The organism is Mycobacterium sp. NGS22 (genome assembly GCF_059813095.1).
The window spans coordinates 1-13,607 of sequence record NZ_JCALDY010000034.1; the positions used below are offsets into that span (position 1 = coordinate 1).

Annotated in this window: 15 protein-coding genes; 8 read left to right on the top strand and 7 right to left on the bottom strand. The window is 63.7% G+C overall.

Annotated elements, in window-relative coordinates; genetic code table 11:
* The coding region (locus AC5Y47_RS22580) for an aldehyde dehydrogenase family protein (protein ID WP_499946483.1) at nt 1-1,676 on the bottom strand (1,676 nt) is incomplete at its 3' end.
* Nucleotides 1,677-1,708: 32 nt separating this feature from the next.
* On the opposite strand from AC5Y47_RS22580, the gene AC5Y47_RS22585 reads away from it, so the two are divergent.
* Both AC5Y47_RS22585 and AC5Y47_RS22590 read left to right on the top strand, forming a co-directional pair.
* Complete coding sequence (locus tag AC5Y47_RS22585; RefSeq protein WP_499946484.1) at nt 1,709-2,629, top strand: amidohydrolase family protein; 921 nt, start codon at nt 1,709-1,711, stop codon at nt 2,627-2,629.
* Nucleotides 2,630-2,675: 46 nt separating this feature from the next.
* Entirely contained in the window at nt 2,676-3,080 is a 405-nt protein-coding gene (locus tag AC5Y47_RS22590; protein WP_499946485.1) for a DUF4377 domain-containing protein, read from the top strand.
* Nucleotides 3,081-3,082: 2 nt separating this feature from the next.
* Here the strand turns inward: AC5Y47_RS22590 and AC5Y47_RS22595 are convergent, their stop codons facing one another.
* Nucleotides 3,083-4,297 carry a cytochrome P450 gene (locus tag AC5Y47_RS22595; protein WP_499946486.1) on the bottom strand — a complete coding sequence of 405 codons (1,215 nt, stop codon included), beginning with the start codon at nt 4,295-4,297 and terminating at the stop codon, nt 3,083-3,085.
* 195 nt (nt 4,298-4,492) lie between these two features.
* Between AC5Y47_RS22595 and AC5Y47_RS22600 the strand changes: the two genes are divergently transcribed.
* Complete coding sequence (locus AC5Y47_RS22600; RefSeq protein WP_499946487.1) at nt 4,493-5,044, top strand: TetR/AcrR family transcriptional regulator; 552 nt, start codon at nt 4,493-4,495, stop codon at nt 5,042-5,044.
* A 68-nt stretch (nt 5,045-5,112) separates the two neighbouring features.
* On the opposite strand, the gene AC5Y47_RS22605 is transcribed toward AC5Y47_RS22600, so the two are convergent.
* Nucleotides 5,113-7,086, bottom strand: coding sequence for a flavin-containing monooxygenase (locus AC5Y47_RS22605; protein WP_499946488.1), 1,974 nt, complete (start codon nt 7,084-7,086; stop codon nt 5,113-5,115).
* Nucleotides 7,087-7,199: 113 nt separating this feature from the next.
* On the opposite strand from AC5Y47_RS22605, the gene AC5Y47_RS22610 reads away from it, so the two are divergent.
* The 4 genes from AC5Y47_RS22610 to AC5Y47_RS22625 all read left to right on the top strand — a co-directional run bounded on the left by AC5Y47_RS22610 (nt 7,200) and on the right by AC5Y47_RS22625 (nt 9,668).
* The gene (locus AC5Y47_RS22610; RefSeq protein WP_499946489.1) at nt 7,200-7,388 is read left to right on the top strand and encodes a helix-hairpin-helix domain-containing protein; all 189 of its coding nucleotides are present in this window, start codon (nt 7,200-7,202) and stop codon (nt 7,386-7,388) included.
* Nucleotides 7,389-7,392: 4 nt separating this feature from the next.
* Nucleotides 7,393-7,857 (top strand): ribonuclease HI, encoded by a 465-nt coding sequence (gene rnhA, locus AC5Y47_RS22615; protein ID WP_499946490.1) that lies wholly within the window; start codon nt 7,393-7,395, stop codon nt 7,855-7,857.
* Between the two features lie 73 nt (nt 7,858-7,930).
* On the top strand, nt 7,931-8,734 hold the full coding sequence (locus AC5Y47_RS22620; RefSeq protein WP_499946491.1) for a DUF1906 domain-containing protein: 804 nt from the start codon (nt 7,931-7,933) through the stop codon (nt 8,732-8,734).
* Nucleotides 8,735-8,783: 49 nt separating this feature from the next.
* Nucleotides 8,784-9,668, top strand: coding sequence for an NmrA family NAD(P)-binding protein (locus AC5Y47_RS22625; protein WP_499946492.1), 885 nt, complete (start codon nt 8,784-8,786; stop codon nt 9,666-9,668).
* Between the two features lie 41 nt (nt 9,669-9,709).
* On the opposite strand, the gene AC5Y47_RS22630 is transcribed toward AC5Y47_RS22625, so the two are convergent.
* The 4 genes from AC5Y47_RS22630 to AC5Y47_RS22645 form a co-directional block, all read right to left on the bottom strand.
* Nucleotides 9,710-10,360: a DUF732 domain-containing protein gene (locus tag AC5Y47_RS22630; protein ID WP_499946493.1), complete on the bottom strand. Its 651-nt coding sequence runs from the start codon at nt 10,358-10,360 to the stop codon at nt 9,710-9,712.
* 740 nt (nt 10,361-11,100) lie between these two features.
* Nucleotides 11,101-11,427 (bottom strand): GlsB/YeaQ/YmgE family stress response membrane protein, encoded by a 327-nt coding sequence (locus AC5Y47_RS22635; protein WP_499946494.1) that lies wholly within the window; start codon nt 11,425-11,427, stop codon nt 11,101-11,103.
* 413 nt (nt 11,428-11,840) lie between these two features.
* On the bottom strand, nt 11,841-12,206 hold the full coding sequence (locus AC5Y47_RS22640; protein ID WP_499946495.1) for a hypothetical protein: 366 nt from the start codon (nt 12,204-12,206) through the stop codon (nt 11,841-11,843).
* An 18-nt stretch (nt 12,207-12,224) separates the two neighbouring features.
* Nucleotides 12,225-12,638 (bottom strand): hypothetical protein, encoded by a 414-nt coding sequence (locus AC5Y47_RS22645; RefSeq protein WP_499946496.1) that lies wholly within the window; start codon nt 12,636-12,638, stop codon nt 12,225-12,227.
* Between the two features lie 157 nt (nt 12,639-12,795).
* Here AC5Y47_RS22645 and istB point away from each other — a divergent pair, with 157 nt between their 5' ends.
* Nucleotides 12,796-13,596 (top strand): IS21-like element helper ATPase IstB, encoded by an 801-nt coding sequence (gene istB / locus AC5Y47_RS22650; RefSeq protein ID WP_499946497.1) that lies wholly within the window; start codon nt 12,796-12,798, stop codon nt 13,594-13,596.
* The last annotated feature ends 11 nt before the right edge of the window (nt 13,597-13,607 follow it).

The window sequence follows — 13,607 nt, forward strand, 5'->3', positions numbered from 1 at the left end:
GGGTGGCGGCGAGGATGGCGGCGGTTGTTTCTTCGGCTTGTTGTAGTCAATGGCCATGCCGGATGATCCCTCCACTGTCGACCGTGCACGTCGCGTAGGGGTCGCCGGTAGCAAGCCCCCTCCCCGAGGCTATAGCGAGCCGGTGCAGCCGACCACCACTCGAGTCGAAAAATCCCATGTCGACGGGACCTGACTCGTTCCGGCGACGTGTTCAGTGCGCCCGGCAGCGATTCCGCATCGTCGCGACGGATGAGGGTCTGGACATCGGTGACTTCTTCGATCGACGCCCACCCGTTGATCCGGCCGATCCCACTTTGCTTGACGCCACCGAACGGCGTGGTGTGATCCGATGCCCCGGCGCGATGCACGTTGACGAATACCGTTCCCGCATCGATCTTTCGGGCCACCTCGAATGCGTGGTCGTCATCCCGGGCCCACACCGAGGCCGCCAGACCGAACTCGGAGTCATTGGCCATCCGGATCGCCTCGTCTTCGGAATCGAACGCGACGACGGGTAGCGCCGGCCCGAACTGCTCCGCGGCGACCAGCCCGCTGTCGTGCGCGATGTCAGTCACCAAGTGGGGCAACAGGAAATGACCCCCGTCCCAGGTCGCGGGGTCGACTTTGCGGCCCAGCCGACGAACGGTCGCACCTGAGCAAGTCGCGGCCTCGATCAGACCCTGCACTCTGCTGCGGGCGGCCCGGGTGATCAAAGGCCCGATCGTGCTTTGCGGATCGAGCCCGTCCCCGACGGCGATCTCGTTTACTGCGTCGGCCAGCGCATCGACCAGAGCGGCATAGTGACTGCGGTGCACGTAAATTCGTTTGATTGCAAAGCAAATCTGTCCTGAGCAGGTGAACGCCGAGTGACGCAACGCTTTCACCAGTTCGTCGTCGACCACCGCCGACGCCAGGACGAGGGCGGGATCGTTGCCGCCGAGTTCCAACCCGACGCCGGTGATGTTCTGCGCCGCCGAACGCATGACCTCGCGACCGCTGGTGATGCCGCCGGTGAACAGGATTCGACGGACCAGCGGATCGGCGGCCAGTGCGCCGCCGGTCTGGACTCCGTCGCCCGGCACCACATTGAGCACACCCGTCGGCAGGGCGGCCGCAACCGCCGCGACAATCTTGGTCAAGGCCAGCGGCGCCAACTCCGGGGGTTTCACCACCACCGTGTTTCCCGCCGCCAATGCCGCCGCAATCCCGTTGAAGGCCAACAACACCGGATAGTTCCACGGGACGATGACGCCCACGACGCCCACCGGTCGTCGCCGGACGACGAACCGGCCGCGCTCGTCGTCGGTGACGTCTTCGGCGACGACCCGATCGATCAATTTCGAACATTCGTGTAACAGGTAGGGCGCACCCGCGAGGTCGATGACGGACTCCCACAACACCTTGCCCTGCTCGCGGGTCAGCAAAGTCGTAAGCGATTCGAAGTCAACCGTGGCAGCCACGGCGGCCGCTCTCATCAAGCGCTTTCGCTCCCGCGGCGCGCTTGCCGCCCACTCTGCTGCCGCAGCGTGCGCCGACCGCACGGCACGATCTACGACAGCGGCATCACTGTGTCCGGCAAGACCCACGATCTGGTCGGAATGAGCCGGGTTGTAGACGGGGCGCCGATCGGTCTGCACTGCTTCGCCACCGATGAAAGCGTCGGCCACTTCCGCCATGCCACGAACATACCAAGAGGTATGGTTGGCCGATGGGCAGCGGCTTGGTCGACGTACATCACCATGTGGTCCCGGACTGCTACCGCGCTGCGATCGACGCCGTCACCGACGGCACCGTCGGCGGCATACCGCAACCGGCGTGGTCCGAACAAGGGATGCTCGACCGCATCGACAGCCTCCGCCTGGGTCGCGCGATCGTGTCGATCTCGGCCCCCGCGCTTGACCCGATTCCCGACGGTGAACGTCACGCGCTGGCCCGTCAATGCAACGACACCATCGCCGATCTCGCGGCGCGCAATCCTGATGTGGTTGGCGGCTTCGCGGTCCTGCCGATGCCCGATGTGACGGCGTCGGTGAAGGAAGTTCGGCGCGCCCTGGACGAGCTGAAGCTGAACGGCGTTGCGGTGCTGACCAATTACGGCGGCCGCTATCTCGGCGACCCGTCGTTCGCGCCGGTGCTGGAGGAACTCGACCGGTACGGCGCGGTAGTGCATGTGCATCCGAATCTGCCGCCACCGATGACGGGCACCCAATTGTTCTTGCCTGCACCGGTATTGGAGTTCACCTTTGACACGACGCGGATGGTCGCGGAAATGATCCTCGCCGAATCGCTGCAACGCTATCCACGAATGAAGCTGGTGTTGTCGCATCTGGGTGGCACGCTGCCGTGGGTGGCCTGGCGGCTGTCCATGCTCGACGAGATTCCGTCGGCCGGCGGGGGTCGCCGAGAGCCGGTACGGGATCAGTTGCGGCGGTGCTATTACGACATCGCGTTGTCCGCCGACCCTGCCGCCCTGCGCCTGGCCGCCGATGTCATCGGGTCCGATCGGCTACTGTATGGCAGTGATTTCCCTTTCGCGCCAGCGGGTTTCATCGACCGGAATCGGGAGAACTGCCGGGGGCCGTTGGTGTCGGCAACCAACGACAACGCGGCGCGCTTGTTCGAATCCTGATCTCGGCAGTGCGCGCTGATCGCCGCCCGCGCTTAAGGTCTTAACTGTGCCCTCACCGATCTACACATCTCTTGCGACCGCACTGCTGGCGTTGACGGCGGCAGGGTGCGGCCACAGCGGGCAACCGCCCACGCAAACAAGCTCGAGCGCGGCGACCACGCCGTCGAACAGACCCGCCGAACCACAAGTGCTCGACCTCTACGTCGCCGATCAGACACAGCCCTGCCGCGTCGGCCCCAAACCGCGAGACTGCCTGCAACTGCGCTGGGATCCGAACAAACCGTGGGAACTCAGCTGGAACGACACGTCCTCGATTGCGGGCTTCCAGTACCGACCGGGCTATATCTATCACTTACGGGTCGAGAAGACGCCGTTGCCATACCCTCCCCCGGATGCGCCGCAATACAAGTTGCGGCTCGTCGAAGTCGTTGAGCAGAAACCGGTTGATTAGGACTACCGGACGGCCAACTCGAGTCGGCTCAAGCGGCGAACGAGGATGCTGGGCAACCATTCTCCGACGTCGACCGCGTCGATCCACGTGGTGCGTTCCAGCAGCATCCGAAAGACGATCTGGGCCTCCAACCGTGCCAGTGCGGCGCCGATGCAGAAGTGCACGCCCTTGCCGAACGTCACATGGCCTCTCGCGGAGGTGCGGTCGAGTCGGAACTCGTCGGGCGCCTCGAAGTGTCCCGGATCGCGATTAGCGGCACCCCACATCAGCAATAGATGCGCGTTGGCCGGCACTGCCACCCCGCCCAGGGTCGTGTCGCGCCACACGTGGCGGTAGTGGCCGCGGAACGGTGGCTCGTATCGGAGGGCCTCTTCGATGAACGCGTTGAGCAGTTCGGGCGAATCCCGCAACCGCCGTTGGATGTCCGGGCGTTCGGCGAGGATCCAGGCCGCGCTACCCAACAGCGATGCCGTCGATTCACCGGCAGCGCTGAAAAGTGTCAGCATGATGCCCATCGCGACGGTCTGATCGACTTCTCCTGACGCGAAACGGGAGGCCAGGTCCGAGATCAGACCGGATTCAGCTGAGTGACTTGCCTTTTCGAAATGCTCCATGACGTAGCTCGACAGCTCGAATGCGGCACGACCCGCAGCCTCGAGTTGAGCTTGGGTGACCACGCCGTCGAGCAGGGTGGTGGTCGCGAAGCCGAGTCGGATGAGCCTGTCGACGTCGGTCTCGGGCAGCCCGAGCAACTTGGCGACCACCATCATCGGCAGACGATTGGCCAGGGCACCCATCCACTCGATGCGGCCGCTGTGCAGGTTCTCCGTCCAGAGCCGTTCGGCGACTTGCCCGGCGAATTCTTCGATCACCCGGACACGCTTGGCAGACAGGTGTGGCAGCAGGATTTTGCGGTGCACGGCGTGGATCGGATCGTCGGCGGTGGCCAGTGCGTGGCTGGGGCTGCCTGCCTCCATCATCTCGAACGGGACAACGTTTCCGTCCTCGCGGTAGACCATGGTCGCACTCAAATTCGACGAAAAGTCGTCGACCCGATTGACCGCGTCGATCACCGCATCCCAGCCGCAGACGGCGTAAAACACCGAATCGCCGATGCGGTGCACTGGGGCCTCCGCACGCATGCGCTCGTAGAGCGGATATGGATCCTGCAATGCGGCGGTGCCGAAGAAGTTCGCCGGGTCATCCAATACCGCCACCCAATCAGGTTGAGCGCGTTGTCCAGTCACGTCAACGGTTGCGGACGAAGTTGATAACCTGCCATACACTTCGGAGCCTTCCCCGAAATCGGTTGCACGGCTTGACCTGCGCACCGGCATGAGAAATAGCGGTCAATCTGTCTCAGCGTGCGAAACAACTTGCAACCGGGGTCAGGCAGGGTAGAACATCGACCTATGTCGCCCTCTGACTGGCTGGTGGGACGAGATCGTCACAGCGAGGCTGCGGATCGGATCTACGCGGCGGCCGTCGAGCTGATTTCCGACGTGGGCTACGAAGGCTTCTCCATCGAGGCATTGGCCGCCAGGGTCCATTGCTCACCCGCCACGATTTATCGACATGCCGGCGGTAAAGCAACGATTCGCGACGCGGTCGTCAAGATCCAGGCAACGCAAATCATCGACGATCTCAGGGAAAGCATCAAAGGCCTCCGCGGTTCCGAGCGAGTCCTGACCGCGACCCTCGTCGCGCTCCAGCATGTGCAGTCGCACCCGTTGACGCAACTCTTCCGGTCAGTGGACATGAACTCGAGCAGCGACTGGCTCACCGATTCGCCCGCCGTCCGAGAGTTCGCCGCGGAGATGCTCGGCGACGAAGTTCGGGACCCACTGGCCGAGCAGTGGCTCATCCGCGTGTTTCTGGCTCTCTGGGTTTGGCCGCTGAAAGACTCGAAAGCCGAATCAGATTTGTTGAGGCGGTTTTTCGCTAGGTCGTTCAGCGGCCTCTAACGTTGCGGAACGTCACAACCATCCGGGCCACGGTACATCCTGCTGAAACCTGTATGGCCAGGTCGCGACTACCTGGAGCGCAGTTCGTAGTCATCCGGGTTCACCCGGTTCGTCCACCGCCAATAGTCGAAGATGCGGAAACCGTAAAGAGTGGGCAGGCCACCCGCGGCGTTCTTGTAGTAGCTGCTGGTCACCGCCGGATGGCTGTACACCATCTCGTTCAACCGCGCCTGCGCGCGCCGGTTGTAGTCGTCGCAGACGTCTTTTCGGACCGTCGCCGAACCCTGACCGCCGGCGATCACCATGTCGATACACCCCATGACGTAACGCATTTGGCACTCGGAGTTGTAGATGATGCTGGCACCGTTGACGGCGTTGGTGCCGGGTCCGTACATGCAGAAGAAATTCGGGAAACCCGGCACGGTGACCCCGAGGTAGGCGTAGGCGGAGTCGCCCCACACCGAGTTGAGTTCGATCCCGTCGAGGCCGCGGACGTTGATGGGGCCGAGCTGGTGGTTGACGTCGAATCCGGTGGCCCAGACCAGCACATCGGCCGGACGGTGCCTGCCATCGACCGTCCTCACCCCGTTGGCGGTGATTTCGGCGATGGGATCGGTGACGAGTTCGACGTCGTCGCGCTGCAGCGTCGTGAGCCAGGTTCCGTTGTCCTGCAACGTCCGCTTGCCCATCGGCGGATACTTCGGCGTCACTTTCTCGAGTAGCTCTTCGTCCTTGCAGAAGACCCGCATCCACGCGATGAACATCTCCCGAATCGCGTGGTTCGATGCGTTGCAGGACAACCCGCCGTTGTTCCACTGCGGGTCGATCATCACTTGCTCGTCGAGCGCGTCCGCAATGGGCCACCACGACACGAACCGCAACCATCTCCCGTAATAGGGCAGATGACGGATCGCCCACCTGGCACCGTCGGGGATGGCGTCGTGATACAGCGGATTGGGTGCCATCCACTGCGGGGTGCGCTGGTAGACGTCCACCTGTTCGGTCCTGTCCGCGATCGCGGGCACGAGCTGGAATCCGCTGGCGCCGGCGCCGATCACCGCCACCCGCTTGCCCGTCAATTCGACGTCGTCACGCCAGTCTGCGGTGTGGAATGACGGCCCACGAAAGTCGTTGGCGCCTTTGATGTCCGGGATGACGGGGTTGCTGAACTGGCCGACGGCACAGATCAGGGCCCGGGAGGCCAGCGTCTCGGTGCCACCCTCGGCGGACCGGATGGTTACTTGCCACGTCGCCGTCGCGTCGTCCCAGACCGCGCTGGTCACGGCGGTGTTGAAACGCACGTGCGGCTCGATGCCGTGCCGGGCGGCGACGTCTTGCAGGTATTGCAGGATCTCGGGCTGCTCGGAGTAGTAGTGCGTCCAGTGGTCCGTCGGCTCGAACGAGTAGGCGTAGTACTGGTTGGCGATGTCGACGCGGCACCCGGGATACCGGTTCGCCAGCCATGTCCCGCCGACCGCAGACTGCTTTTCCACGATCGTGAACGGCAGGCCCGCCGCTTTGAGTTTGATGCCGGCCAACAGGCCGGCTTCGCCGCATCCGATGACCACGACGGGGAACTCGGCGCGCTGTTCCTCGCTCGAGGCCAGCACCGGGCCGCACTGATCGGCGTCGCTGAACCGCAGGTCCGCCGCGACGTAGTCGACGAATTGTTCGGTGACCGTGCCGGCGGACATCACGTCGAGCATCACCCGCATTTGTTCGCCGTCCGGGACGAACGGCGGCGGGCAGCCGCGGTCGCGGTACTCGCAGATCACATCGAAGGCACGCTCGCGCACGATCTGTTTGTCGGGTTCGCTCATCCCGCCTTGCAGATCCATCGCGATGAGCATGAACGGCCGTGGCAGCTCGTCGAGCAGTCCGAGTTCACCGGTCATGTGCACCATCGACATCAACAATGCGGGCACACTGGCTTCCGCGACGGCGGCACGGATCACGTCGTCGGAATCCTCGAACGGCAGACCGAGCAGCGGATCGGCGTCACGGGTAGTCGCGCTTCGAGCGCCTACGGTCGAGCGACTCATCCACTCACCATACAATCGCGCTTGGACGTATGGTCAAGATCGGCGTTGCCAAATCCGCGAGCAGATAGCGCGTCGCGACGCCAACTGCGGGCCTGCATGCCTATCCTCGGCGCATGGCTGACACCGAGGATCGCGGTCCCCTCTTTGATGGTGTCCGGATCGGTCGCCCGGCGACCGGCGCGCTCCGGGATGCCGGCTTCCGCACCATCGGCTCCCTGCCAACGGATCTCGACGACCTGCTCGCGCTTCACGGCGTCGGCCCCAAGGCCGTGCGGCTACTCCGCGAGGCACGGGCGGACTGAGCGGATGGACGACGACGTGGTGGTCATCCACACCGACGGTGGGTGCCGACCCAATCCCGGGCCCGGCGGCTGGGGGGTGGTGCTGCGCCAACGTCAGCACGTCCGCGAGATGTGCGGCGGCGAATCTCACAAGACCAGCAACAACCGGATGGAACTGATGGCGCCCATCATGGCGCTGGAGGCACTGACCCGGGCCGTGACAGTGCATCTCTACACCGACAGCACCTACGTCCGGAACGGCATCACCAAATGGGTTCTGGGGTGGGAGCGCAACGGCTGGCAGACCGCCGCGAAGCAACCGGTGAAGAACGTCGACCTCTGGCAACGGCTGCAAGCGGCCTGTGCACGTCACCGCGTCGAGTGGTTCTGGGTGAAGGGGCACGCCGGCGTCGCCGACAATGAGCTCGCCGACCGACTGGCGACCAGAGGTATGCGCGAGGCGATCTCCGCCGCCGGCGCCGGGTTGTGAACCGCACGGACCGATTTGATATCGGTTAGCTCACGACACGTTTTAACAATGGTCACATTGTTAACATCGCGCGATGCCCGACTTGTCGGTCAATTCAGACCTTCGGCGATCGCGCCCTATCGCCCGGCGTGACGTATTGCGTTGCGCCCTAGCCTTGTCCGCACTGCCGGGGTTGCATGCGGCGAGTGCCGCCGTCCCCGCGGCAGCGGCCGCCCCGCCCAAACTGATCGACTTCGCCATGCACCAGATTCCAGCGGAGCAGATCCGGGCGGCCGGCTATGCCGGGGTCATCAATTACGTCTCGCTATCACGGCCCGGCTCGTCTTTCGGCGCCAAGCCGATCACCCGGCCCTACGCCGAGCAACTGACCGCAGCCGGGCTGATGATCGTCAGCAACTACCAGTACGGCAAGCCGGGCGGGTCGGCACCATCGGACTTCAAGCGCGGGTTCGCCGGCGGTGTCGACGACGCCCGCACCGCCTGGAAGCTGCACACCGCGGCCGGTGGCGCGCAGAGTGCCCCGATCTTCTTCACCATCGACGAGGACATCAACCGCGACACCTGGAACACCGTGGCGCTGAAGTGGTTTCGCGGAATCAATTCGGCGCTCGGCGTGCAGCGCACCGGCGTCTACGGCGGTATCGATGTGTGCCAATGGGCCGCCGCCGACGGCGTCATCGGTGCTTCGCGCACCCCCGGCCACCGGTGGGCCTGGCAGACCAAGGCCTGGTCCGGCAGCAAAATCGACCCCGCTGCGGTTCTCTACCAGAGGGTGGTCAGTACGGCGTCGAATCCAGGCCCGAAGGTCGGGGGTCAAGAAGTCGACGTCAACGATGTCCTTGCCCAGGATTACGGGCAGTGGAGCCTGCATCCCTGAACCCGTGCGACCGGCGCCTTGTTTTTCCGTGCTGTGGTAAACATCGGCCGTGCTGCTGATCACGGGTCCCTCGGGCAATGTGGGCGAGCAGTTGGTGGAGGTGTTGCGCGCCAACCCACCGGCGAGCGGTTGGCGCGTCGTCGGCCGCCATCCCGACCTGCTCCGCGACCGGGTCTGCGACCAGGCGCAGGTGCTGAAATTCGATTTCTTCGACCGGTCCACCTGGCCTGCCGCATTGGACGGGATCGAGGTGCTGTTTCTGCTGTTTCCGTTGCCGGGCAATCGTGCGGCGCGGGATGCGGTGATTCCGTTCGTGAATGCGGCTCAGCAGGTGGGATGTCGCCATGTGGTGTACGTGTCGGTATTCGGTGCTGACCGCGCCCGGTTCATCCCGCACTACAAGGTCGAGGCGGCGCTGCGTGCCAGTTCCATGAGTTGGTCGCTCTTGCGGTGCAGCTTTTTCATGCATAACCTGCACCGAGCTATCTCCACGCACGGCACCGACATTGTCGAGCGCCGCGAATTGTTCATTCCGGCCGGACACGATCTCACCAGCTTCATCGATGCGCGCGATGCGGCCGAGGTTGCCGCTATGGCATTGCTGCAACCGGACAATCATCGCAACGCCGTCTATCACCTCACCGGGCCGGCCGCGCTGACCATGGACGAGGTCGCTGTCGCGTTGTCCGCGGCGCTGGGATATCCGGTGCGCTACACCAATCCGAGTTTGGTGCGCTTTGCCGCACGGCTGCACCGTCGCGGGGTCGGCTGGGACACAATCGGATTCATGTCAGCGGTCTACACCTTGACGAAGCTGGGGCGCAATCAGCCGCTCACTGACAAGGTGCAGCAGTTGTTGAACCGTCCGCCGCGCACCCTCGAGCGGTTCTTGCGCGACAACGCCTGGCGCTGGCGCGAGCAAGCCTGGACGTGAACCTGTCGACCTCGAAAAATGTTGTCAGAGAACCGAATAACTTACGGGGCCAACGTGATGATGCCTGGTTCCATGGGCGGTAAAGGCGCCCCTCCACCGGTACCACCGCCAGTGCCCCCCGCTCCCCCGCCGCCCCCCGGCGGAGGACCGACCACAGGAGGTGCCACCCTGGTCGGCGGAGGTGGGGCCACTGCCTGCGGCGGCATCAGATTCTGGGCGTCCGTTCCCGGCGCTGGCGGAGTCGGGTTCTCCGGGTTTGTCTCTTTCATCGACGAAGCGAGCGCCACCCGGAGTTTGGGAGTGTTCCATCCCGCAGGATTGATGAAAGCTACCCGTCCCCGCTCGGTCGGACAGTAAGCCTCGACTGCGGCAGCCAGGAATCGAGACTCGGTACGCGCGAGTCGGCCAGGATCGGCACCGGGGGTGATGGCATTTGCATTGTCCACCAATGCATCTACCAAGGTGTCCGCCGGCACCCCGGCACCGAGTTTGCCGCAGATCTCATGCGCTGTGGCGATCAGGCTCGGCACGCCCGAAAGGGCAGCGACACCTTTCTCGTCGAGCAGTGCCAGGAAGTGATCGTCTTGGCTCGGGTCGGCCGATGCTGGACCTGCACCCACGACCGCGGCACCGGTGAGCGCAAGAAGCGCGGCTAACAGGGATCCGGCAGAAGCGGTGACGCGAATGGACATGGCAGGGCTCCGTTCTGCTAGGCCCCCCGACGGGTTGTCGATATCGCGGCCGTCGGGTCCCCCCGGGGCACCGGGAGTTAGCCGGAAGTTTACCTGAAGTTAACCCTTAAAATCAGCCTGCGCGGAAATGTCGCGGGTGGTTTTGGTGGAGCGAATCGGTCAAATAGCATTAGATGAATCAGTCGAATCGCATAACTTTGGCCGCACAGCATCCCCATTGTCGAGGGCTGGAGCTTGGCTGGTCAGCTACAGGCCAATAGATCCTGTCACCGGGGCTGGCCTCGCAGACTGCCGGAATGGCGTTCACTACTCGGGTGTCGGTGGCGAAGCCGAGGTGAACCGGAGGGTTGCCTTCGCCGGCAATCCGTGGGTGAGTCGTCGAGTCGGACTGCCGGCGCTGTCTCTGGTTGCCAGCCTTCGAGAACCCTACGCCGCGGAGATCGCGGCCAAGAATCGGATACTGATGTTCGGCCAAAGCTCGTCGTCCGCGAGCGGTTCGGCGCTGTGCTGCACTCGTATCTCACAGTCGCTACCGGATCGACAGAGCCCTCGATGGTGAACGGTGTTGAGCACCCAGCACCGTCACGCCCGACATCGAGGGCTCCGTCTTCACCTACCCGGAAAGGAATGCCCGACCGGCAACCCGTTGGCCCGAACCGAATTGAGGTCGGTTTCGCGCCCAAAAATCCATCGGGACTGCGCCACAGGAGATTTGGTCGCCCGGACCACGTACAACGGCGCTAGCGGTGCAGTCGACCGTGTGGTTGGGCTGATCGCCCGCGCACTAACCGCAGTAAACCCAGCAGCAGGACTGCGCCAAAGATTGCAGTGAATAGCGTGAACCACCATCCGCCGCTGGCGGTGTCAACCACGAAGCTGAGCAAGAAGCCGCCAAGGAGTGCCCCTACGACGCCGATGACGATATCGAGTAACAGGCCTTCTCTGGTCTTCATGATGAGGCTGGCGATCCAGCCTGCAAGTGCACCAATAATTATGTAACCGATCCAGCCAACGCTGGTCAGGGTGCTTGAGCGAGCCAGAAATTCCTCAGCAAACGTCCTAGTCATTTGCGTACTCCCTTTTGATGACGGTCTCGGTTAGTCTCGATCCGCGAGCGGACGCGAGATCCACTGCGTGACAACAGATTTGAATGAAGATCAGTGGATGTATGGTGGCGTCGGCCCGTACGGCGTTAACTTCATGCAACACCTCCCTCGGGATGTCCGACTACACCCCTAGGGGTGTATTTGAACACCGTCACGCCGCGAGCCCAACGCACCCGTTCAGCTATAGCGGCGGCGGCATCGTAGGCACCCACCACGCCAACGGTTCAGAGTCCGGGCATCCGGCACGAAGCCGTTCACGTGAGCACATGGTGCTGTTAACACGGAGCGCGTCGGCGCAGAGGCTTTCCGTCCGGACACAATGGGTGGGGTCCGCTGATGTCGCAGGAGTAGCTGGTGCGCGTCATTACCGCGAATTATGGCGCTGGCGGCTGTCCAAGACCGTTGAGTGCGGTGGCAACACGGCTGAGACCGGTCGCGTTGTCGGCGTCGATGTCCATGCCGTGAGTGTTGTCGGCGTTGTACATGGCTTGCGCGGACGAAACTATGGCGTTGCCCGTTCCGGCCAATCTGGTGATCACGGAGTCCATTTCGCGCTTGAGTCCGTCCGCCAAGACCACTAACTTCGGCCCTGTGACGAAGCCAGGGTTCCCGCTTGCCGCAGGTTGCGCCGAGTCAAATAGCGGGACGAGTGCGGCGCGCGCGGAAGCTGCCTCGGTCTCGATGGTGCTTCCAGCGTTCTTGACTTCGGCGGGCGCGATTTGAACCAAGTCACCGGTCATTTGCGAATCTTCCCGGGATCAACCGACCAGCCATTGGCACGGCAAGGTCTCCCCGTTCGGGTGCGATGAATCCTTCACGAAGATGAGCAGCAGGACAAGCCATAGTTCCAATATCAAGACGACTGCGATGATCACTGCGGCACTGACTTTGGTCCACCATCGGTGACGGCTGAAAAGTACAAGTATTAGGCCGACGAGTAGGAAACCCATCGCGATGGCAACGAGGGCGAAGCCTGCCTCCCCAAGCATGTCCGTGTCGGGGTGCGGCGGCAGCGGCGGCATGCAATCCCGTCGCAAAACCTCTCGTTCCCACACGTGATTGCGCCACCAGCCAATACCTAGCGGCACCGCCGCGACGCTGAGCAAGATCGCAAAGACGGCAAACCACCATCGAGATTTCCGAACCCATAGCGTGCCGACGGCGGTTGTCACCGGGTCCCCTGCGGACGAACTATCGTCACACTCTGGTTCCCTTTCATCCTGTAGCCGCAACGGCATCCGGTCTTGAAGACTGTAATCAATCGCGCCGGGCGTATGCTGGGTGTAGCTCGCTCGACCAGTACGACACCTTGCTGGGCCGGGAAACCTCATGAGTAGTGCACGGCGCAACGTCACCGAGCAAGCCGCGGTCGCGGCCATCGAGCAGGGTTGCCGCATGCTGCGACTGCCCACGATGCGTGACCGCGTCGCCGAGATCGCCGCAGCCGCCGAACGCGAGCAGCAGTCCTATCTGGGATTCTTATCGGAGTTGGTGATCGCCGAGTGCGACGACCGGGATCGGCGCCGGGCCGCCCGTCGCGTGCACGACGCAAGCTTTCCCCGCCCAAAAAGGCTCGAGGATTTCAACTTTGAGGTCAACCTGGCGATCAACCCCGCGCTCATCGGCGCCTTGCGCACCTGCGCATCGGTCAGGGCCGGTGAACCACTGTGCTTGACCGGGGACTCCGGAACCGGCAAGAGTCATCTGCTGATCGGCCTGGGGACCCTAGCCGCCGAATCCGGCTACCGGGTCCGCTACACCCTGGCCAGCAAGCTGGTCAACGAACTCATCGAAGCCGCCGACGACGCCCAGCTGAGCAAGCTGATCAACCGCTACGGCCAGGTCGATCTGCTGCTGATCGATGAACTGGGCTACCTGCAGCTGGATCGCCGTGGTGCGGAGTTGTTGTTCCAGGTGCTCACCGAACGCGAAGAACGCTCCGCGGTGGCGATCGCCTCCAACGAACCGTTCTCGGCCTGGACCAAGACATTCACCGACCCGCGGTTGTGTGCGGCGATCGTCGACCGGTTGACCTTCGCCGGACAGATCATCGAGACCGGCACCACCTCCTACCGGCTGGCCCATGCCCGCACACGACACAGCACCGCGGCCGAACTGGCCGGCAGCTGACCCACGCCACC